This window comes from Aeribacillus sp. FSL K6-8210, assembly GCF_037963925.1.
Lineage (GTDB): Bacteria > Bacillota > Bacilli > Bacillales > Aeribacillaceae > Aeribacillus > Aeribacillus composti.
This window is the reverse complement of the sequence record NZ_CP150172.1, coordinates 1,560,598-1,583,426: the sequence shown is the minus strand read 5'-3', so window position 1 is coordinate 1,583,426 and position 22,829 is coordinate 1,560,598. Positions and strand designations below refer to the sequence as shown.

Genomic DNA, 22,829 nt, shown 5'->3' with positions numbered 1-22,829 from the left:
ATGAGCTCTGTTAAAAATTTTCTTTTTATCATATTAGTTATACCCCTTATTATTACTTGTAAATAATCAAATACAAATTTGATAAGTAAAAATACATAAAAAATGTTCTAATATGATTGCCTGTGTAGATGGTGAAGGAGCTTAAAATGGTCATCATGGCATTTTTGGCTATTTGGTAGCAATTATATGGACCAGTATTGCGGAATATAAAATTTCATTTTGCTGTTTGTTTTTGACGAAAAGCAACAACTGGAAATCAACGTAAGTTTTGTTAGGGAGGTTTGATGAAAGATTTAGTCCGCGAAACAGCTTGTTGCAATCGTTGGTGTTTTAGCTTACCTATATATTTCTACTAAAACCTTTCTTTTGGCTGTAACTTCTCCTAATTTATTTCCAGGGTTGAATATACCGATGTGAGAACCTCTTCAAAATGATAAAAGCCTGTAGAATTCCAATAATGAATTCTGCAGGCTTTGCCCTAGCCGGAAACTTTCCGCCCCCCCCTGTGGCTTAAACCCTTCTCTAATATATTTAAATATGAAACAACGGATAGCATAAATCCCTGCTTTTTATGAATTCGCCGTTACCAACCGATTGCCGCACCGTCTCCTCTTGGATCAACCCCGCCATGTAAAAAGCCTTGTTCATCCACTAATATGGCATTGGCATGTCCCATTATTTTATCAATCTCATCAACAACTTTTACAAGATGGCCCGCTTTGATCATCGATTCGATCACGTCTTGCGGGATGCGGCCTTCCATCTTCAATTCTTCTGTCTCTTCTCCCCATGTTCTTCCCCACACGAACCTTGGCTCATGTATTGCCTTTGCAGGGCTCATTTGATAATCAATCATTCTTGTAATGATCGCAGTTTGTGTTTGCGGCTGCCCTTCTCCTCCTTGTGTTCCGTATAAAATATACGGTTTTTCATCTTTAAAAGCCATTGCTGGCATCAATGTGTGGAACGTTCTTTTTCTCGGCGCCAAACAATTGACATGCGACCGATCAAGAGAAAAGAACGATCCTCTGTTTTGCATCAAAATCCCCGTGTCACCGGCCACTACACATGAACCAAATTCAAAATAAAGACTTTGTATAAAGGAAACCGCATTTCCCTCTTCATCCACGACAGCCGCATGAGCAGTGTCGTTCCCAACAGGCTGCGTCTTTACTTCGCTTGCTTTTGTCAGACTGATCGAATCGGCCAGCTCTTTCGCATATGTTTTGCTTAACAGTTTATGAAGCGGAATTGCGTAGAAGTCAGGGTCTGTCAATACTTGGTTGCGATCTTGAAAACTTTTTTTCAACGATTCTGTTAATAGATGATAATATTCAAAAGAACCGTGCGGAATGGCTTTAAAATCAAAGTTTTCTAAAATATTTAACGCCATTATCCCGACAAAGCCTTGTGAATTGGGCGGAACTTGATATATTGTATAACCGCGGTATGTTCCGCTCAGCGGTTCGACCCAATCTCCGTGATGATCCGCAAAATCATCTTCTATTAAAAGCCCCCCTTTTTCTTGAAGGCTCGATACAATGCGTTTTGTTAACCCGCCTTTGTAAAAATAATCTCTTCCCTTTTCTGCCAATTCTTTCAAAGTATTTGCCAGTTGTTTCTGGATAAATTTTTCATTCAGGTTCGGAACCCGATGATGAGGCAGGAAAATTGATGATGTTTCCGGAAACTCGCGCAGAATATGAACATTTTTTCTTGTGTTGACATATTGGTCTTTGGAAAAAGGAAATCCGTTTTCCGCATATTCGATAGCTGGCTCTAAAACTTCCGCCAATGAAAGCCTTCCGTATTCCTTCAAGATGGCATCCCAGCTATCAACCATCCCCGGAACGGTTATGACACTTTGAATGCCGCGAAAAGGAATGGCGGACAAACCTTCGTATTTTTCAAGCGTGGCGTTATAGCCGGAACGGCCGCTGCCGTTATACGCACGAACTTTTTGATCCTTCCTGCTGTAAAACAGCCAAAAAGAATCTCCCCCGATCCCTGTCATGTGCGGATAAACGACCGCTAAGCAGGCGCTGACCGCTACCGCTGCATCGAAAGCATTTCCCCCTTTTTGCAGTATGCGGCAGCCAGCTGCCGATGCCAAATAATGCGGACTGACAACCATATTTTTGGTTCCGATCATTGATTGGCTCATATTGCTTGTTCCTCCCTCGGTTTATTGTTTTGAACGAAATCGGACATGCGATTTGAACTTTCAGTAAACAGAAATAAGACTGCACCGATGATTAGCAAAACACCTGACAAATAAAAACCGATTTCAAGCTTGCCGGTGATATCGGCAAAATAGCCCGTAATATAAGGGGCAAAAATGGAAGAAAGCATTCCGCTGAAATTGAAAAAACCATACACTTTGGAATACATGGATGACGGCGTAATTTCAGCCATATAAGATATTAATACGGGATCGAGCGCCAGTTTTCCTAGCAGTCCGTAAAAAACTAATCCTGCTAGCAGCAAAGAATAATTTTCCGCATAAGGGATGACAAATTGGCAAACAGCTCCAGCAAAAGCTAAAAAGATGATCAGCGGCTTTTTATTTTTTACTTTATCTGAAACATATCCAAAGAAAATAGCCCCCGGAATCGAAGCCCAAGGCACTAAAGAAGATATGATCCCTGTTTGCGAGCCTTCTACCCCTTTTACCGTCTGCAAATAATAAGGCAACCAAGTAAGCATTCCGAAGAATCCATATAAAGAGCAGAAGATGAGAATGTAAACGAAAAGATGATTTTTTGTAAACAACCGTTTTAAGTTTTGGCTATTTTTCATATGAGGAACTTCTTGTTTTTTTTCATGGCTGGATTGATCTCGTACACATATTCCTATCAAAATGGCAACAATAATAGTTGGAATGGCAAATAGATAAAATGAAAATTGCCATCCTTTGTTTAAGGTATATGTGAAATAGCTAGCAGCAATAAAACCAAGAGAAATGCCGAAAGCCATTCCGCTATTGATCACTGCAGAAACGATCCCTCTGTATTTTTTAGGGGTAATGTTGGAAGAAATTCCGTATTGCGAACCGTAATAAGTACCTTCTCCAATACCTGTTAAAGCGCGCATCAGCAAAAACAATGCAAATGAAGATGCCAATCCGCTCAAAAAAGTGGTAATGCCAAATAATATATAACCAATTACTAAAACTTTCACTCTTCCAAACCGATCAGCCAAAAATCCTGTTGGAATTTGCATGATCGAATAGGCAATAAAAAATACAGTGGACATCAAACCTAATTGACTATTGTTTAAATTCCACTGCTCTCCTATTTCTCCCATCACTGGCGACAAAATATTTCGATCCGCATACATAAATACCCATCCTAGAAAAAACAAGAAAATAACGATGGCTGGATGTGTGCGTTTCATTTTCTTCACCCCTCTCAACTTTTTTTAAAAATTTGATTTCATTATAGAAAGCTGCTGAGGAAAGTTCCTTGAATTTGTAAATTTTTTTAACAAAGTTTTTTCGTTTCGTAAACAAATAAATATTTTTATTTTTTTATAGAAATCATAAAACATATTTTGTATACTAAAGGAAATTATAATTAGAAAATTAACTACATAACGAAATAAAGGGTGGTATGAATGGCATTCGAATACAACATTCCGAATTTAGACATAGACCATATTGATAAACAAATTTTAGAGAAGCTGCATGAAAACAGCCGGATATCGTATACCGATCTCGGAAAAGAAATCGGTTTGTCTCGAGTTGCCGTTCAGGCGAGAATAAACAACTTAATTGAAAAAGGAATTATCGAGAAATTTACGACGGTTATCAATCCGACGAAAATCGGCATTCATGTTTCCGCCTTTTTCAACGTTGAAGTGGAACCGCAATATTTAGAGGAAGTGGCAGAACAATTGGCGGAGGAGCATGCCGTTACAAGCTTGTACCATATGACTGGACCAAGCAAGCTCCATATGCATGGAATCTTTAAAAATAATCAAGAAATGGAAAATTTTTTAACAAAAAAATTGTATCCGATGCGCGGTGTCGTCAGCGTTGACTGTCAAATTCTCATTAAACGATACAAGAGCCGCATGGGAATGAAATTATAAAGGATGAGGGGGAGAAATATGCAAACTTCTTATAAAAGTCTTATCATGGCTATGCTGAGAACCGGAATTTTTGGATTCGGAGGCGGTCCTTCCGTCATACCGCTGTTCCGTTATGAAGCAGTTTCCAGATACCGTTGGGTAAAAGATGAAGAATTTGCAGAAATATTGGCGATTGCCAATACCCTGCCCGGTCCGATCGCGACAAAAATGGCCGCTTACTTAGGATATAAACAAAAAGGGGTATTAGGCGCTTTTATTTGCGTAGCAGCTCATATTTTGCCTACATGTTTGGCCATGATTCTATTATTCAAAATGGTCACAGCTTTAAGCGATTCACCTGTTATCCACGGTATGATTTCTGCTGTTATGCCGGTGATCGCCGCCATGCTTGGGCAGTTGGCTTACGAATTTTCCGCAAAGGCCGTGAAAGGATTGGGAAAATGGCTTGGCGTCCTGCTGATGATTGTTTCGTTTTGCCTGCTGCAAGTGATTTCGATTCATCCAGCTATTGTAATTCTAATGTTTTTAACATATGGAGCTTTCCATTTAAAACGGAAGAGCAGAAGTAAGGAGATGTCTGCATGAAAATCTGGATCAGCTTATTCATCGGTTTCTTTTTGGCCAACATACTCGGTTATGGAGGAGGACCCGCTTCCATTCCGCTTATGTATGAGGAGATTGTCAATCATTACAAATGGCTGACAAATGCAGAATTTTCCAATATGCTCGCACTGGGAAATTCTTTGCCGGGCCCTATTGCGACGAAGATCGCCGCCTATGTCGGTTATGATGTGTACGGATGGTGGGGGGCTTTCATCGCCTTGTTTGCGACTGTATTTCCGTCAGCTTTCGCTTTGATTCTGTTGTTAAAACTGATTCAACGCCACCGGGAATCTTTAGTTGTGAAAGGAATGACCTTGCTTGTACAGCCTGTTATTGCTGTCATGATGCTGCTTTTAACTTGGGAAATGATAGAAGACTCTGTCCATTCGCTCGGAATGATCCAATCGCTCATCATTGCTGCTGTATCGTACTTTGCCTTAGAAAAATGGAAGGTTCACCCTGCCATTCTCATTATGATTTCCTTTGTTTATGGAGGAGTTGTTCTGCCCAATTTTTAAAACCGGTCTGTTTGGAGCACCAGAGAAACTGTGATTCTCAGCTTTTCGCAATACCTGAGAAAATTTTTCTGTCAAGAAATGCACCAACTATCTTGCTTTGTTTCAATTAGAGTCGTATAATCTCTTTTTAAAAATACGAATGATTTTCTCGTATAAGTTTGGAAATACGGTCCAAACGTTTCTACCAAACTACCGTAAATAGTTTGACTACGAGAGACGATACACAACTCTCCCTGTCAAACTCAACGCGCGAGTTTACTACAGAAGGGAAAAGTGAGAATGGACAAAAACATTTTAAAGAAAAGAATCCAAGTGGCTAGCAAACAAATTCCGGCAGACATTGTGATTAAAAATGGAAAAATTGCCGATGTTTTCAATTTAGAAATTTTGCATGGAGACATCGCCATTGCGGACGGAGTGATTGCTGGAATCGGAGAATATGATGGGGTAAACATCATTGATGCCGAGAATAAATTCATCGTTCCAGGTTTCATCGACTCTCATGTCCATATTGAATCTTCGATGGTGACACCGAAGGAGTTCTCCAAAGCAGTTCTGCCCCACGGTGTGACAACCGTTATTATAGATCCGCATGAAATTGCGAATGTCGCCGGGACGAAAGGTATATCTTTTATGCTGGAGGATTCAGAAGGCTTAGATTTAGATGTGTATTGCATGCTGCCTTCCTGCGTTCCGGCGACTTCGTTTGAAAATGCCGGCGCTGTGTTAAATGATGATGAACTTGCACCTTTTTACAAGCATCCTCGGGTGCTCGGGCTTGCGGAAGTGATGGATTTCCCAGGTGTTCAAAATTTAGATGACCGCATCATTGACAAGCTTTTAACGGCATCAGCATATAAGATCGACGGACACGGCGCAGGTCTTGGCATTGAAGGAGTTAATGTTTACAGAGCGGCCGGCATTCAAACAGATCATGAATGTGTGACAAAAGAGCAAGCAAAAGACCGCCTTGCTCGCGGAATGTACGTCATGATCCGTCAAGGATCTGCTGCAAAAAATTTGCCAGAACTAATCGGCGTGGTCAATGAAAAAAATAGCCACCGCTGTCTATTTTGTACGGATGACAAGCATTTAGACGACTTAATTGCCGAGGGAAGCATTGACTACAATATTCGTCTTGCCGTCGAGCATGGACTTGATCCTCTCATAGCGATTCAAATGGCGACGATTAATGCCGCCCAATGTTTCGGACTATCGCAAAAAGGAGCGATCGCACCTGGATATAGAGCAGATCTTGTCATAGTAGATAACTTCAAAGCTTTTACGATTGAAAAAGTTTTGAAAGCCGGAAAAGTGATAGCGGAAAACGGTCAATATATAGGATCTATAGATCAACCAAAACCTTCCGTTTTATCAAGAAATTCTGTCAATCTAAACATAAACGAGGTTACAAAAGAACGGTTGGCCATACACGTGAAAAATAACCAAAAAGCGCATGTAATAGAAATTATTCCGAATCAAATTGAAACGGTTAAAAGAATGATGGAAGTTCCGAGCGACGGTGTTTGCTTCATCCCTTCCATTGAAAAAGATTTGGCAAAACTGGCTGTACTCGAACGCCATAAAAATACTGGAAACATTGGCCTTGCCATTGTAAAAGGATTAGGCTTAATCGGCGGTGCAGTCGCCACAACCGTCGCCCACGATTCCCATAATGTGATCGTTGCCGGCACAAACGATGAGGATATGATCTGCTCCATTCAAGAGATAAAGAGAATCGGCGGTGGGCTAGTAGTTGTGAATGATGGAAAAACGCTCGCCTCTTTGCCGCTTGTGATCGGCGGATTGATGTCAGATCAAGCATATCCAATCGTCGCCCATCAACTCGATGAATTGAACAGCAGCTTGCACAAAGTGAGCAAACATCGGCATTTCAATCTCTTCCTCACGCTCTCTTTTTTAAGTTTGCCTGTCATTCCAGAGCTCAAAATTACAGATTTAGGATTATTTGACGTCACAACGTTTCAGCACATAGAAGTTGCAGCCGAGCACGGCGTTTAAATATCGTGTAAAAAATGATTGTATGGGCAGCAAAACACATAAAAAAAGAAAACTCCGGCAAGGGAGATTGGCTCATCTGCCGGAGTTTCATTTGCCTTTTTTCGCTTAGAGTTTAAATTCTTTAAGCCTGCTAAAGCTTTCACGTGTCAGAAATGATTTATTCATAAATTCGCAGGAGATGTTTTTTACACGCTTGCCCGATAACTTAACCGTTTTTTCCGCCGGACTTTATCCCGTTCCAAAATCCTTTGCTCGATCAATAGAATTCACCTTTTTGACAGCTCGCTTCGGTCAAAATCAAACAAATTATACAGCTTGTATGCCATCATGAGCTCAAAGCGCATATCTGCATGATTTAAATCAACATTGAGTATTTCTTCAACACGTTCAATACGATATTCAAGTGTGCTGCGGTGTATAAATAATTCTTTCGAAGCTTCGCGGTAAATCAAAAGGATTTTTGCAGCGCTTCGGTCATGGTAATACGATTAAATTCGGCAGGTTGTTTTCCTTCAACATTGTCAATTGATATTTTGAATGGTGCTATGACATGATCCGATCACTTAAAAGTTTTCCTTCACCAACATCAACTAACATCCTTGTTGCCTGCTTTGTGTGTGCAAAATTTCGTCATGTTTTTTTATCCATAAATGCAGATTTTCCCCAAAAAGACCATATACACGCTTCTTGCAGCTCCGCATCATTTCAGCTGCCCATCTATTCGAGAAAAACAGGATGCCTTTTAAATCGCATCATTTTTTTGAAAACCGCTCTCCTTCTCAAGAAGAAAGAAGTCCCTTATATCGTAACTTATGGTGCGGCGGAAAATGCGGCTTTCTTCACGTCATCTGCTTCACATATAATCCACTTTTTTCCGTTCTTACCCTGCTTTTATTTTTTCATAAGCTTCATCATATTTTTTCGCCAGTTCGAAATCAAGCTTTGTGAGTCCTTTCGCTCTCTGAGACGAAATTTTTACCGTGATGAACTTATAGTCAATAGAAATGAAGGGATGATGGTTTACTTCTTCAGAAATGTCCGAAATTTTCCGCACGAATTCGATTTCTTGCAAATCATCTTGAAAGAGGTACTTTCTTGCAATCCATCGCTCTTCAAGAAGCTTCCAATCTTCCATCTCTTGTAAAAGAGATTGCACTTCTTCATCTGTTAACCGCATGACCGTTTCCTCCCGGATTTTTATAAAAAAACAGACAGCTAAAATCACAGTGCAAAAAAGATTTCCATATAAATGTAAAGAGGCGAACAAACATATCAGATTTCCGTTTATTTCTTAGAAAAAAGATTTGCTTTGAAACCGTTCCATTTCCCGATAAATAAACTCGATGTCTACATGCTTCCGGAGACAATCGGCAAGCCGGTCAAAGGCTTCTTCACGAATGTTTTTCATTGATGGCCGCTCATAAATCGCCGGAAGACCTTTTCTTTTCCTTATCAAATTCAAAAATGCCGTTCGAAACTCATCGTTATGAAATATGCCATGAAAATACGTTCCAATTAGGAGGCTGTCTTGGCTTATGCAGCCGTCAACTCCTTCTTCGGTCGTAATAAATGGCGATACGTCCCCTTCATAAGAAGTTGTTCCCATATGAATTTCATAGCCTTCCACCGGCACATTACAATCAGCCAAGTGGGCCATCCCTGTTGTAAGAGTCGTCCTTTTCTCTTTCATCATAGCGGTGCGAATCGGGAAAAATCCGAATCCGTTTGCGCTCCCTATCGTTGTTTCTACGTGATGTGGGTCTGAAATCTCCCTTCCGAGCATTTGATAACCGCCGCATATGCCGACAATGACTGATTTTTTCGCACGATAAAGCTTTTCTATCGCATCCGCAAAGCCGGATTTTCGCAAAAGCAATAAGTCCTCAATTGTATTTTTCGTTCCCGGCAAAATGACAACATCCGGTTCTCTGAGTTCATTTGCCTCCTTTACATAGCGAACATGGCAATCCTTTTCATATAGAAACGGGTCAACATCGGTAAAGTTCGAAATGTGAGGAACATGAATAACAGCAATATCAATCTCGCTAGTTTTCTCATTTGTACGTGGAAACGCATCTAATATGACGGCGTCTTCCGCCTCAATGTTTAAATTAGAAATATATGGTACGACCCCTAAAACCGGTTTGCCTGTATACTCTTCAAACCAGCGAAGTCCCGGCTCCAGCAAGGAAATATCCCCGCGAAACTTGTTAATCACTACCCCAATTACGCGATCGCGATCTTCAGGCTCAAGCAGCTGCAATGTTCCTACTAAACTCGCAAATACACCGCCTCTGTCAATGTCGCCGACAAGAATGACAGGAGCGTTTGTTAACCGGGCAATGCGCATATTGGCAAGCTCGCGATCATTTAAGTTAATTTCCGCAGGGCTCCCTGCTCCTTCTATAACGATTCGCTCATATGTACTTGCCAAATGATGATACGCTTCTTTAATCACCTGCAAACCAAGTTCAAAAAATTCCTGCCGATACGCTGTTGCCTTATAATTTTGATACGGCTTACCGTTCACAACAATTTGTGAAGTGTGATCGCTCACAGGCTTGATCAAAATCGGGTTCATATCCGCCGTTGCGACCGTTCTTGCCGCCTCCGCCTGCACTCCTTGGGCGCGGCCGATTTCCTTGCCGTCAACGGTAATATACGAATTGAGTGACATATTTTGTGATTTAAACGGCGCCGTCCGATACCCGTCCTGCGCAAAAATTCGGCAAAAACCTGTCGCAATCACGCTTTTTCCCGCATCGGAATGCGTACCTTGAATCATGATGGGCAATGCTTTATTCATCTGTTTTTCTCCTCTCACAACCATTCACAATTGTTTCGCAAATTCCGAGTATGAAGCACCGCCGTATGAAAAGGCGGGCTAATAAATCAGGACTGCATGTAAATCCTTTATCTTCGAAAAAAAACACGGTGGCTATTTTTTTCATTGATCACGCCGATCAATTCAGGCAAATTTTTGGCAGCAGATCTTTGACGAATCATCACGTACATTCCACAGGAAAGTCGGTCTCTTGCTTGCTTTTTTGTCGCACATTTTTAACTCGCCCACATGATGCCAATTTCCCGACATTGCTTGCCGTTCCAACAATGATGATTCTTTTCCAACATTTTTACACGGTAACTTTTTGGTTGGATTCTACTGTTTCAACAACGATGATTTATTTCCAACTCATTCATGCTCCCTTTTCAAAAATTGATAATGACTGAAGTATTATAACATCCTTCATTTTCCGCTAGTATCATGATGCACGAGATGATCAAAAATAATTGCTATGTTTCTTTGCTAAATGAAAAATTCCGCATATACAGTGATCGTGATCTGTAAGTTAAGGCATATCTTTATGTGTCCAATCGTTTGATAGACTCAGCACTTAAGATCACCGGCACCTCATTTTTTGAATAAAGTTCTGTTTAATGCTGGAACATACATAGCTAAAAACACAGACCGACCGAGGCTGAAAACAATAAAAGCAAGCCACAAACCGTGGTTATAATACATCGGAATCAAAATGAAAAGACAAACAATATATACTGCAAGAGAAATCAGCATGGAATTGCGAATCGGATTGGTCATGGTCGCTCCTGTAAAAACACCGTAGAGAATTAAACCGAAGCTTGCCGCAAGTGGAAATATCGTGACCCAAATACTGTAGGAGCTGGCCAGTTCGATCACATTCTGATTTTTCGTAAAAACAGGAATGATCGAATCTTTAAACAGTATATAAATAAGCATCATAAACAAGGGGGAAATTATCGCCCATTGCCCTGTCAACGATAAAGTGCGTTTATACAAAGCTTCATCCTTTGCACCGACAGCTTTTCCGACGAGAATACTGCTGGCATTGGCAAATCCGTCTAAAAAGTACGCCATGATGTAATGAATTTGAATGAGAACGGCATTGGCTGCCAGTATTTCGGTACCAAAAGAGGCACCTCTCGCTGTAAAAAGATTAAACACGGTTAACAAACAAATCGTGCGAATAAGCAAATCCCGATTGACCGCCATCATCTTCTTAAATTCTCCTGCATTCCACAGCTCGCTGCTAGGAATGGAGAAAAGGCGAAGATCGGAAGACTTTAACACGATATACATTCCAATGAGAAATGCAGCCACTTCTGAAATCAATGTAGCGGCGGCTACACCATTCACATCTTGATGAAAAACGTTCACAAACAACAAATCAAGTACAACATTTAATAGATTCATAAATACTTGTAAAAATAGCGAAATTTTAACACGAGACATTCCCATGAGCCATCCTAGAATGACGTAATTCGCCAGCGTAAACGGGGCTCCCCAAATGCGGATCGAAAAATATTCGTCCGTGAAAGTCATGACTTTCTCATCCGGATGAATAAGCGTTAATGCGATATGCTTCATCGGCCATTGAACGAGGATAAATAGAATGCCGACGGCTAACGCAATGAGGAACGGTCTTACGAAATATAAAAAACATTGCTTGGCATCTTGCGCACCATAAGCTTGTGCGGCAAAGCCGGACGTACTGACCCGCAAAAAGCCAAACAACCAATACATCGTATTAAAAATCATCGTCCCTACAGCTACGCCGCCAATATACGCTGGATCAGGAAGCTGTCCCACTACTGCCGTATCGACAGCTCCTAATAACGGGGTGGTGATCGTTGAAATGATAAGCGGAATCGCCAAAGATAGATAAGTTCGGTGAGTCATTATTATCCCCCTTAACCTTCAAACAAGTGAATGAGCATTTTTGTATATGGGTGGCGGGCTTGAGAGAATATATCATTCTTTTGAAAGCAGTCAATAAAAGCCCCATCTTTCATTACCAAAATGCGCTCGCTTAAAAAATGAACCGACGGGAGATCATGGGAAATAAATAGATAGGATAATTCCAATTGTTTTTGCAGCTCCTTTAAAAGAGTTAATATTTGCCCTTGTGTATAGACATCTAAGCTTGCTGTCGGTTCATCTAAAATGATCAAAGACGGCTGGATGCTAATCGCACGAGCAATGGCAACACGTTGTTTTTGCCCTCCGCTTAACTCGTGGGGATAGCGATAAAGATAGCGGTCCGCCATCCCAACCATCTCTAGCAGCCGCTTTGCGCATAATTCACGGTGCTCTCTTACATCTTGCAAATAAATGGGGTAGATATTACGATGTGTATCTAATGCCTCCATGACAGAATCGATGATCTTTCGTTTTGGATTTAAAGCCGCTGCCGGATTTTGAAACACCGCTTGCATACAATGGCGAATTTTTCGAATTTCTCTTTTAGTCATTTTATGCAATGGTTGGTCATGTAAAAAAATTTCGCCTTCGCTTATTTTTTCTAACATAAGCAAGCAGCGCGCCAATGTACTTTTCCCGCTGCCGCTTTCACCGACAAGCCCGACGCATTCGCCTTTTTGTATCGATATCGACACCCCGTTGACTGCTTGATGACCTGAAGCATAAATTTTTTTGATATTTTTGGCCAATAATAGATCTGCCATTATGACATATTCCTTTCCATTGCAAAATCCAGTTTAACAGGCGAGACAATACGCCTAATCGCTGATACAACGCTGAATGACCGCTCGGCCTTCACGTGATCACTTCATGCATTTTATTCGGCAAGGTTGGAGCGGCACTCAATAATTGCTTGGTATAAGGATGACGAGGATGGTGAATAACATTTGTTTTCGTCCCTGTTTCGACAATCTCCCCTTTCTTCATTACTGCAACAGTATCGGAATATTTCCTAGCAAGCCTCAAATCATGTGTAATAAATAATATTGCACAATTGATTTTCTCTTTGATATTCGCGATGACCTCTAACACATGTGCTGCTGTCATACTGTCAAGCGCAGTGGTAGGCTCATCAGCAATAAGCAATTTCGGATTCAGCATAATGGCCATAGCAATGGATGCACGCTGCAGCTGTCCGCCACTTAATTGAAAAGGGTAACTATTGTAGACGCGTTTTGCAGGGAGTTGTACGTCTTCCAATGCTTGAAAAGCGATTTCTTTTCTTTCGTTTTTAGTTAAAGAACAATGAGCTTGGATCATTTCATCCATTTGCTTACCGATTTTTATAAAAGGAGTAAACGAGCTTTGATAGTCTTGGAAAACATAAGATATTTCTTTTCCCCGTAAATTCTGAAATTCTTTATTCGATAAATGAGTCATATCCTTGTTGTCAAACTGAATATGCCCGGAGGCTATCCACATTTCTTTCGGCAGAAGCCCTCCAATCGCAGAAGCTGTGATGCTTTTGCCGCTGCCGCTTTCGCCAATTAATGTAAACCATTCTCCTTTTCTGGCAGTTATATTCACATTTTCAACAATCGGCTTATTTCGAAAATTAATTTGCATTTGATCAATAGTTAATAATGACATACCATCTCCCCTTTATCCTTTTACATCAAAACGGTCTCGCAATACATCACCAGCTAAATTAGAAACTAGAACAGTAAACATAATGGCAATTCCAGGAATAAACATTAAATATGGCGAGGTGTGAAAATATGGTGTACTTTCGTTCAGCATCGCCCCCCATTCAGGAGTTGGCGGCTGCGCTCCTAAGCCGATGTAAGATAAGGAAGCGATCAACAAAATAATTTTTCCGAGATCCAACGTCGCTAAAACGAACACATTTCCCACGACATGGGGCAGCAAATGTTTACGAATAATTTGAAATGTGCTTAAGCCATTGACAACCGCCATTAAAATGTAATCTTTTTCTTTCTCAGATAACACCGTGCTGCGGACAAGCCGCACATAGCTTCCCCATTTCGCTACAACGATTGCAAAAATTAAATTTAACATACCGGGGCCTAAAATACCGCTCAGTACAATTGCGACAATAAAATCAGGGAAAGCTAGAAAAGCGTCTATGATTCTCATCAAATAACGATCGAAACGGCCTCCGACAAATCCTGAAAACATGCCTAACGGAACGCCGATCAACAAAACAATGCCCAATACGAGAATACTCGTTCCGACCGTTACTTGCCCTCCCGCTAGGATGCGAGAAAATAAGTCTCGCCCCAAATAATCCGTTCCGAAAAAATGCTCCGCACTTGGTTTCAGCAGACGTTCATTCATATTGATTTGCAACGGATCATATGGAGCAAGCAGCGGAGCTGTCAAGATGACAAGAAAAAAGGCAAATAGTATAAAAAGAAGCGTTCGCGAGTGCGTCCAATACATTTGTCTAAACATTTTCAACGTCTCTCTACTCCTTTTAAACGTATCTCAGGGTTTAAATAACGGCAGCAAATATCAACGAATATATTAATCAAGACAATCAAAATCGTAATAAACAATACATACCCTTGAATGACCGGGTAATCCCGGCGAATAATCGCATCTACCACCATTTTTCCAATTCCCGGGTATGCAAACAGTACTTCAATGACAACTGTGCCGCTTATTAAACTCCCAAGACTCATACCAAAAATCGTTATGACAGGAATTAAAGAACGGCGGAAAACGTGGAATAAAAATATCCGTTTTTCGCTAATCCCTCTTGCCCTTGCCGCTTTCACATAGTCCTCATTCAAGCTTTCTAGTAAACTGGAACGCAGCAATCTGACATAAACAGCTGACATCGCGATTCCTAACGTAAGGGATGGCAGGATGACGTGTTGAATCGTTCCCTTTCCCATGCTTGGCAATATCCCTAATTGAACGGCAAATAATTCAATGAAAAGGAGCCCCAGCCAAAAGCTGGGGATGGATGAACCGACTAGTGCAAACAAACGGCATATATGGTCCACCCATTTATTTTTATAGAGTGCAGATAGAGTGCCTAAAGGAATAGAAATCAGAATCATTACGATTAAAGAAGTGCATGTGAGCGTAATGGTCGCAGGAAACCTTGATAACAACTCAGAAACTACCGGCTGCTTTGTTATATAGGAATGGCCTAAATCAAACTCGAAAAATCGTTTCAACCAATACCAATATTGAACGTATATAGGTTCATGTAACTTCAGTTCTTCTCTTAGCGCTTCAATTTGTTCTTTCGTAACGGACACTTCATCTACTTGAAGCATCTGTTTGACAGGATCGCCAGGTGCTAGTTTTATAAATATAAAACTAATGAAAGACAGCAGAAGTAAAAATATGATGAACTCTATGAATCGTTTCGCTACTTGAATCATTTACCCTTCCACATCCAAATCTTTTGTTAACATATAATACTCGCTTTTACTAGTTACCCAATTTTTTACTCCGTCACGATAGGCAACAATAATATTTGGATGTACGATAAAGGAATGGAGAGTCTTCTGATCAATGATTTTTAATGCTTTCTTCGCCAAATTGTTCCGTTCGTTCACGTCTACCGTTTGGTTCAATTGTTGAATGCTAGCTGTTAATTCTGGATGGTTAATACTCGCGTAGTTCAGCGCTCCGTTCGGCATGTATGTCGCATTCAAAAAGTATGCCGCATCTCCTCGCGGAGCCGTCACACTGCTGTATGTAGCAAAATCCCAATCATCATTGGCCGCTAAATACTCATCAATATTTTCCACTTGCTGAATCGACATCTCTATGCCAAGTTCCTTCGCCTTTGATTGGAGAATTTGTACAATTAAAGGAAGTTCAGGACGCGATGCGTATGTTAGCACTTTAAGCCGAACGGCCTTTCCGTCTTTCGTAACTTTTCCGTCTTCTACTTGAAAGCCTGCGTTACTAAAATACTGTTTCGCCGCCTCTATTCCGCTTTCCTTTTCTTCATAGGATGGCGCAAACGGAGAACCAGCCAAAAAAGGACCTTTCGCTTCAACGGCATGTCCATTTAAAATATGTTCAACAATTTCCTTCCGATCTATTAAAGCATCCATCGCCTTGCGCACATTTTCATCTTTCATATAGGAGCTCTTCATATTATAAAACAGCTGATGTGTACGCAAACTTGGAACTGATTCTATTTTTACATTTTCTTCTTTTAATTTTTCAAGATTTTCTACCGGCGGTCTAAAAATAATGTCCGCATCTCCTGATTGAAGCGCCATTTTCCGTGCATTGGCATCCTCATTGAAAGCAAATGTTGCTTTTTCAAGCTTTGCTTTGCCATCCCAATACTTTTCAAATCGTTCGACCTTCAGCTCTACCCCAGGCTCAAAAGAAGAAATTTTAAATGGCCCCGTACCGATTGGCCTTTTATCAATATCTTTTTCATCAACATCGACGATCGCTGTATTTGGATGTACGAGTTCTGAAGGAAATTGCGGGAATACTTCTTCCGTTTGAATCGTTAACAATTGACCATCGGCTTTCATTTTGCTGATTTTTAATGCCGCTTGAACAGATGGACTATCGTTGATTGCTCTTTCTAACGAGGCCTTCACCGCTTGAGCATCAACTTTTTTCCCATTATGGAATGTAACACCTTCTCTAATTTTAAACGTCCAGTTTTTCCCATCTTTACTTTTCCATTCTTCTGCAAGCCAAGGTTCAATTTTTTGCTGTTCACTAATTTTGACAAGCGTCTCTCCTACTCCCGCACGAACTATCGTATAGTTCGTGTCTAAATGCGGATCGAGTGTGTTGGTTGGAAAGTTAAAAAGCAATGTTAATTCTTTGCTGCTCTTCTCCTTTTCTTTTGAGGAAGACTGTGAGCATCCGACAAGCAAAAAAATTGTTGTTAAAAGTATTAATATGCTTTTAAAATATCGAAACATTTTCTCACCTTCCTAAATCGTAATGATTACTATTTTTATTTTCCTATCATACATATATTCGCTATTTTTGTAAATATTATTTCGAACAAAAATAATTCAAAATCACATATTTCCTGAATCCGTGACGAAAATATAACAAACGCCGTTAATAGGTAGATTTCCCAAGAGTAAGGATATAGTGGTGTCCGACTATTCGATAAATGCACTTTTAGTGATTCAGTATGTAAAAATTTCCCTGTTTCATTCGTTTTTGTGCACCCAAATAAATCTGCAAATTTCCATTTTTTGCAAGTTTTCGTTTTTTTATTTCTTTTTTCCTAGTAGTCTATTGATCGGGATGTTTAGTAAAAGGCTTGATACAAACGAGTAAAGACCGGTAACCATTTGTTGGTCTCCGCGACTTTTAATTTCCATTGCCGGCCACGGAAAACCAGCTTTGAGGCCAGTGTGATCATATTCTGGATGACGGTTCGGATTCTTCTTCTTGTTGTTTTCTTTTTCAATGGCGTATCTTGTTTTTTCAAGCTTTCTTGTCCAATCAAGCGAAGCAGGTTATACGCAAATACACCGAAATGGAGCACAAGGCCATTCGTTTCATATTTGCCTGACGGCAGCCGTTCGAGATCCAGTTCTGATTTAATTTCACTATGGAACTGTTCGCAAGTGCCATGGTTATGATAAAGAGAGATCACCACATGAGGCGGCACTTCAAGGTCCGTCCAGTAGGTTTCAAATTCATACTCGGGAATTAAAAAAATTTGTCCGTCTCTTGAGATGGTTCTTTCGGTCACTTTAAAAACTTTTCGGATGCTTCGCTCCTGGTCCTTAATTTGAATGGTTTCGGGGATGGATCCAAGGTAAACCTTCTTTCCTTCCCGTTCTTCACAACAGATCCCATATTTTCGGGCAATGTACAGCCAGTCCTCAGCTTTTTCCTTACGGGGATTGCGTTTGATAATAAAGCTTGCATGGTTTTCTAGGAGAATAATGAGATTATCCCGGCTGTCATTTCCGGAATCAAGCCTGAAAAGCAATGGCTGATCTGTTAGTTTCCGGGCAGATTGAATGGTTTCCTGGATGAAATTTGGTGTACCTTTTTGGCAGTGGACACTTCCCTTTCGCATCTCAACATGCAGGCAGTAACCTTCCTGTCCCATGTAAGCGAACATAGGGGCATAACCGTCACAGCCTTTATAGGTTCTTTCTACCCCTTCCTTTTTTGTCTTGGAGTTATCGAAAGGGGAGACATCCAGATCAACCGGGATATACGGCTTGTCTTTGGCGTAAACCGGGTTGATTTCCGCATTTGTATGGCGAATCAGATCCAGCGATTCTTCGTGCAAGATCGTTTTCCATTTTTCCACCAAGGCGGCCTGGTCCAATCGTTGCCTGAGAGTCGGGCTGGAAGGAACCCTCTGGATATCCAAAGCCAGTGCAAAAAAAGCATCATCACGGAAGGTTTCAATATTGTCATAATCACTTTCTCCCTGGCAAAGCAAGCCGATATAAGATTTAGCCACATCACCATTGGAACAAGCCGGATACCGGGAGATATCAGGGAGTTTATAGGCATTCAACCTGGAAACTAAATTCGTTTGATTTAGTAAATTTCCTACTATCGCTAAGCCAGCTTGGGCAACAATTCGTTCTTTTGTGGGTTCTATCACAAACTTTTTCATGAGATCACCTGAATGTGGAATGAATTTAATTTGTCTGATATACCAATTATACTAAATTTTATGCGATTTGTTTGCCTTTAAGCGGAAATTTCGTCACGGATTCAGGTTACTATTTTACTTTCGTAATCTGGGTTTATATAAAGCATATCCAAAGTAGCAAAACGGTGCAACCGATTTCAAAACGATAGGTGTTATTGAAAGTCTATCAAGCTAATAATATCAAGGAGCCAAACCCTTATCAATAGAGTGTACCCTATTGACAAAAAATAGACTGATCGGTTTTTACCATTCAGTCCATAAATAATTATCTTACTCCAGAAAAGTGCCCTTTAACGGCAAAACATTCTATATCTTTGTACAAACGAAGGGGGATTTTATCCGTGGAAAGTAATATAATATCCATCAGGATCTTCTACTGTAAACACCTTACCAAAGGGACTGTCTGTTAAATCCTTAACAATCTTCACTTCTTTGCCACGCACATCATCATATCGTTTTTCCACGTCAGGAACGGAAAACCAAAGTGCGACTCCCCATCCAAGCTTGCCTGCTCTGTCCAAATCAACCAAAGGTTTTCTAATAGCAAAAGAAGCGCCCTTTTCATTTTTAAAGACATAGGCTCCTGGATTTTCATTTTCAATTTCAAAACCTAAGGTATTCTGATAAAATTCACGTGATTTTTCAAGATCCCTTACCTGAATAGATGAAAAGTCGAGTTGCGGTGTAGCCATGTACTTCATCTCCTTTAATATTGTGGTATATATTAGCATTTTGTATTTTGAACGATTTTATACTACTCTATTTTGTAAATGCACCCAAAGCACGAAGATAATGGGCCCAATATCCTTTCCAATTTCCATAATGATTAGCAATCACCTTAACATCCTGATCACCTTTATAAGTTTCCGAAAACACCTTTAATAGCATTTTTTCGCTAACAGGTAATCGTTCCATTCTCCCAATCCCTCTGATAAGAATAAACGAGGCTGACCATTCACCTATTCCTTTAATGGCTTTTAACCAATATTCAACTTCATCATAATCTCCGTCGGTGAGGAACTGTTCATCAACATCGGAAAATGCTTCGCAGACTGACATCAAATATTGGGTCTTTCGCTTATTTTTGACCATTTCTGCTACTTCTTCCTCGGAAGCCCTAAGGATATTTACCGGCTCGGGAAATGCAGAATAACATTGATTGTTTATTTCTAGTGATTGACCAAAATTTTCACAGAATCTCATCTTGATTTCCTTGGCGATATTCGTGGGTGTCTTTTGGGTAAAAATCGCCCAGCAGGCACTTTCAAAAGGGGTAAGAAATTTAACCTGATGATAACCATATAGTTTTTTATTAATGTGTTGGAACCACGGATCTTCCGATGCCAAAGTATAAAATTCCTTGAGATCATCAGATAAACTTAAAAAATGATCGATTTTCTTCTCAAGCATTTTTAAGCTCTTATCCGAGATATCCTTGTCTGAAAATATGGTGTATATCAATTTTGGGTTTTCAATATCACCTTCTGATTGTAAATCAAAGACAAATATTTGATCATTCATTAAAATGGCTTTGGTTAGATGATTTTCATTCAGTGTTTGTTCTTTTTTAGTTGGGGGAAATCCACCTAAAAACCTTATGGTTTTTTCAAAATCAAAAGGGGGTTTAGGGAATAACTCACCAATTTTCTTGTACAACATTAAAAATCACCTTTTTCCATGGGTTCCAAACCCATTAACAGTCACAATCGAATTTTCTTCCAATACGATTCATTATTTTTACTTCTTCGATATGGTTGTCCATACCCTTAATAAAATCGATTTGAGTTCCTTTTGCTCCTTGACTGAAAGCCCTAAAAGAACATCCAATTCAATAGTTTCGAGATAATGCTCCCCCTACCTTAATTTCTCCTTGGCTTGTTTCGTGACCCTCAACGCAAAAAATCCCCTATCTTTTGGATTCCTCACTCGTTGCACACACTGGATTTCCTCCAAATAATCAATTTGAGATACCATTGTTGTCCGATCAATTTTGAAGGCTTCCGCTTGTTTTTGTGAGACTTTTGGATGTTCTTCTAAATATTGAAGAACCCCAAATTGCCCACGTCGTCGGTGATGATGCGTACAGAAGCAAAATTCACGAAATACCATCCTTTCTATAATAAACGATACAATTCCGTATCCTATCATCCCTCCAACCGATGTAAGATATACTACTTCGCATTTCTCTCACTCCTTTATGCTTAAATTACTCCGATTATAAAATAAGGTGGACCCCATCGTCAAGACACAAATTTAAAATGAGTCAGTCAAGACTTTGTGGGAATTTTTTTGGTTCGCTGAAAATAGATGTAAGTCATAGCCTGAATCCGTGATGAATTGAAATCGACTTTGATTTTGTTGTAATTTTGATGGATTGATAATCCATAAAACCCCTTTTATGCTTATGACCTATGTCATCTCTATTTCCGAAAATGGAACAAATCTCTTTTTTAGGTATACGAACCAAAAAAATAGACAAAAAAGCACAGGGAGTGACGTTGGACATCAGTGCCCGAACATTCGTTCGTTATCTTGCCTCTCTCCATTTCTGATAGACGTTCAGTAGGGGCTCGCTATAGCCACTCCTTCGCGTCAGTTTCATCCAGATCTGTCGTGATCGACGGACGAGTCGCCCTGCCATCGTGATCACCGTCTGAATAATCGTCTTGATGCGGCGGCGTTTCACTTTGTGGTGCAACGGATGTCTCGGATCGCTTAATAGATCTTGTCCAATCAGACGAAGAAGATTGTAAACGAAGGCTCCCATGACCAACACGAGCGCATTCGTTTTCATCTTCCCAGATGGAAGCCGCTCTAAATCTAAGTCGCTCTTCAGTTCGCTATGAAACTGTTCGCATGTCGCATGGTCATGATACAACGCGAGCACATCGCTCATTCGAACATGCTCGTATCCTTTGAGCCGCACCCAATAGCTTTCCACTTCATAATCAGGAACGAGCATCAGCTGTCCATTGCGTTCCATCGTCCGTTCCGTCACTTGGGTGACTTGAACGTACGTATACGTGTTTCCATCGATCGCTGCCTTCTGTGGAAGGCATAGCTCATAGGTTTGTACTCCTTCGCTTTGTCCATCATCGACACGTTTGCCCTTTTGCGAAGCGATCTGGAACCAAAGCGCTTTCGATTCTCGGCGTAAGTTTCGCTTGATGACAAAGTCCACGTCTTCCTTTAGGCATACGTGCACATTCGCTTCTGCATCGTTTCCTGCATCCATGCGAACAAGCAGACGAGATGAAGTCAGTTGACGAGCTCGACGGATAGCGGTGACTAAAAACGAGGGCATGTTGTCTTGCACATGTTGTTTCCCTGGACGCAACTCGGCATGAACGAGATACCCTTCCTTCCCTGCATACGCAAACAACGGTGTAAAACCGTCAAATCCTTTATACGTTCGACTGACTCCTTCTTTTTTCGTATCGGAGTTGTCAAATGGGGAACCATCTATATCAAGGGGAAGCCATGTCGTCTTTCCTTTGGTCCAACAAGGGGACAAAGTGGCATGTCGTTGAATCAACAGACGTATGGACTCCTCCCAAAGAATCGTTTCGGTCATCGGAAGACAAGCGAGCTGATCGAGTCGTTGTCGCAAGGTTGGAGAGGAAGGCACGTGCTGAATCCCCATCGATGCCGAAAAGATATCGTCCTGACGATACGCTTCGATATGATCGAAATCCGTTTTTCCTGTGGCAAGCAAGCCAATCATCGAGCGAATGACATCGCTATGGGAAATGTGCACTTCTCGACGAACCGTTGGAAGCCGAAGTGCGTTTACCCGTTTATCCAGTTTCGTTCGATGGAGTAAGTAGCCAACGAGAGCAAGCCCAGCACTTGGGGTAATCGCTTCATCTGTCAATACAAACCGAATCGGGAAATCTTTCATCACATCACCTACTTGATGAAGAATCGTCAACGTCGTTTTCCCTTATCGTATCAACGGTTTGCGACCATTGTAAAGATGTTTTGTCACGGATTCAGGATATTTTTGAAATGTCCATTTATTTCTCGACATTCCCACTTCAAAAAATTGATGAGTTTCTTCCAAAAATTCCATGCTGAATCACATATAAGGCAAAATTAAAAGGCATGAGTCCGGTGTAATACCGAATTCATGCCCAAACAGTTGCCTAAATTTCCGTGTCTAACTTTTTGGGTTCAGTTCAAATTTTTGAAAAAA

18 protein-coding genes and 1 riboswitch are annotated in these 22,829 nt (G+C 40.7%); of the genes, 4 read left to right on the top strand and 14 right to left on the bottom strand.

The window, feature by feature from the left end; translation table 11 throughout:
• Window positions 1–583 precede the first annotated feature (583 nt).
• Together ggt and NSQ41_RS07635 are read right to left on the bottom strand one after the other, a co-directional pair.
• Window positions 584–2,164, bottom strand: a complete 1,581-nt coding sequence (gene ggt / locus NSQ41_RS07640; RefSeq protein ID WP_339211343.1) for a gamma-glutamyltransferase — start codon at window positions 2,162–2,164, stop codon at window positions 584–586.
• Complete coding sequence (locus tag NSQ41_RS07635; protein WP_339211342.1) at window positions 2,161–3,396, bottom strand: MFS transporter; 1,236 nt, start codon at window positions 3,394–3,396, stop codon at window positions 2,161–2,163. The genes ggt and NSQ41_RS07635 overlap by 4 nt, the downstream gene beginning before the upstream one ends.
• A 219-nt stretch (window positions 3,397–3,615) precedes the next feature.
• Here NSQ41_RS07635 and NSQ41_RS07630 point away from each other — a divergent pair, with 219 nt between their 5' ends.
• The 4 genes from NSQ41_RS07630 (at window position 3,616) to ade (ending at window position 7,235) form a co-directional block, all read left to right on the top strand.
• Window positions 3,616–4,092 (top strand): Lrp/AsnC family transcriptional regulator, encoded by a 477-nt coding sequence (locus NSQ41_RS07630; protein WP_063388247.1) that lies wholly within the window; start codon window positions 3,616–3,618, stop codon window positions 4,090–4,092.
• Window positions 4,093–4,110: 18 nt separating this feature from the next.
• Window positions 4,111–4,677, top strand: a complete 567-nt coding sequence (locus NSQ41_RS07625; protein ID WP_339211340.1) for a chromate transporter — start codon at window positions 4,111–4,113, stop codon at window positions 4,675–4,677.
• On the top strand, window positions 4,674–5,213 hold the full coding sequence (locus NSQ41_RS07620) for a chromate transporter (RefSeq protein WP_327873959.1): 540 nt from the start codon (window positions 4,674–4,676) through the stop codon (window positions 5,211–5,213). Before NSQ41_RS07625 ends, NSQ41_RS07620 begins: the two co-directional genes overlap by 4 nt.
• Before the next feature lie 128 nt (window positions 5,214–5,341).
• A riboswitch (purine riboswitch) is annotated at window positions 5,342–5,443 on the top strand.
• A 49-nt stretch (window positions 5,444–5,492) separates the two neighbouring features.
• Window positions 5,493–7,235 carry an adenine deaminase gene (gene ade, locus NSQ41_RS07615; protein ID WP_003352561.1) on the top strand — a complete coding sequence of 581 codons (1,743 nt, stop codon included), beginning with the start codon at window positions 5,493–5,495 and terminating at the stop codon, window positions 7,233–7,235.
• An 880-nt stretch (window positions 7,236–8,115) separates the two neighbouring features.
• Here the strand turns inward: ade and NSQ41_RS07610 are convergent.
• The 12 genes from NSQ41_RS07610 to NSQ41_RS07555 all read right to left on the bottom strand — a co-directional run bounded on the left by NSQ41_RS07610 (window position 8,116) and on the right by NSQ41_RS07555 (window position 22,535).
• Window positions 8,116–8,412, bottom strand: coding sequence for a 4a-hydroxytetrahydrobiopterin dehydratase (locus NSQ41_RS07610; RefSeq protein WP_311067203.1), 297 nt, complete (start codon window positions 8,410–8,412; stop codon window positions 8,116–8,118).
• A 114-nt stretch (window positions 8,413–8,526) separates the two neighbouring features.
• The gene (locus tag NSQ41_RS07605) at window positions 8,527–10,041 is read right to left on the bottom strand and encodes a cobyric acid synthase (RefSeq protein ID WP_339211338.1); all 1,515 of its coding nucleotides are present in this window, start codon (window positions 10,039–10,041) and stop codon (window positions 8,527–8,529) included.
• Between the two features lie 606 nt (window positions 10,042–10,647).
• The gene (locus NSQ41_RS07600; protein WP_327856200.1) at window positions 10,648–11,952 is read right to left on the bottom strand and encodes an MATE family efflux transporter; all 1,305 of its coding nucleotides are present in this window, start codon (window positions 11,950–11,952) and stop codon (window positions 10,648–10,650) included.
• Between the two features lie 11 nt (window positions 11,953–11,963).
• Window positions 11,964–12,737, bottom strand: coding sequence for a dipeptide/oligopeptide/nickel ABC transporter ATP-binding protein (locus tag NSQ41_RS07595; RefSeq protein WP_339199711.1), 774 nt, complete (start codon window positions 12,735–12,737; stop codon window positions 11,964–11,966).
• Between the two features lie 91 nt (window positions 12,738–12,828).
• A complete protein-coding gene (locus NSQ41_RS07590; RefSeq protein WP_339199708.1) occupies window positions 12,829–13,623 on the bottom strand; it encodes an ABC transporter ATP-binding protein in 795 nt (264 codons plus the stop codon).
• 12 nt (window positions 13,624–13,635) lie between these two features.
• Window positions 13,636–14,448 carry a nickel transporter permease gene (nikC, locus tag NSQ41_RS07585; protein WP_133309130.1) on the bottom strand — a complete coding sequence of 271 codons (813 nt, stop codon included), beginning with the start codon at window positions 14,446–14,448 and terminating at the stop codon, window positions 13,636–13,638.
• A gap of 2 nt (window positions 14,449–14,450) precedes the next feature.
• A complete protein-coding gene (nikB, locus tag NSQ41_RS07580) occupies window positions 14,451–15,392 on the bottom strand; it encodes a nickel ABC transporter permease (RefSeq protein WP_066248451.1) in 942 nt (313 codons plus the stop codon).
• Window positions 15,393–16,916: a nickel ABC transporter substrate-binding protein gene (nikA, locus tag NSQ41_RS07575; protein ID WP_063388259.1), complete on the bottom strand. Its 1,524-nt coding sequence runs from the start codon at window positions 16,914–16,916 to the stop codon at window positions 15,393–15,395.
• A gap of 341 nt (window positions 16,917–17,257) precedes the next feature.
• The gene (locus NSQ41_RS07570; RefSeq protein ID WP_339211336.1) at window positions 17,258–18,595 is read right to left on the bottom strand and encodes an IS1380 family transposase; all 1,338 of its coding nucleotides are present in this window, start codon (window positions 18,593–18,595) and stop codon (window positions 17,258–17,260) included.
• A 374-nt stretch (window positions 18,596–18,969) separates the two neighbouring features.
• Window positions 18,970–19,326, bottom strand: a complete 357-nt coding sequence (locus NSQ41_RS07565; RefSeq protein ID WP_179234345.1) for a VOC family protein — start codon at window positions 19,324–19,326, stop codon at window positions 18,970–18,972.
• Window positions 19,327–19,393: 67 nt separating this feature from the next.
• A complete protein-coding gene (locus NSQ41_RS07560; RefSeq protein ID WP_339211331.1) occupies window positions 19,394–20,290 on the bottom strand; it encodes a hypothetical protein in 897 nt (298 codons plus the stop codon).
• An 871-nt stretch (window positions 20,291–21,161) separates the two neighbouring features.
• Window positions 21,162–22,535: an IS1380-like element ISGsp2 family transposase gene (locus tag NSQ41_RS07555; protein WP_044899598.1), complete on the bottom strand. Its 1,374-nt coding sequence runs from the start codon at window positions 22,533–22,535 to the stop codon at window positions 21,162–21,164.
• Between the last annotated feature and the right edge of the window lie 294 nt (window positions 22,536–22,829).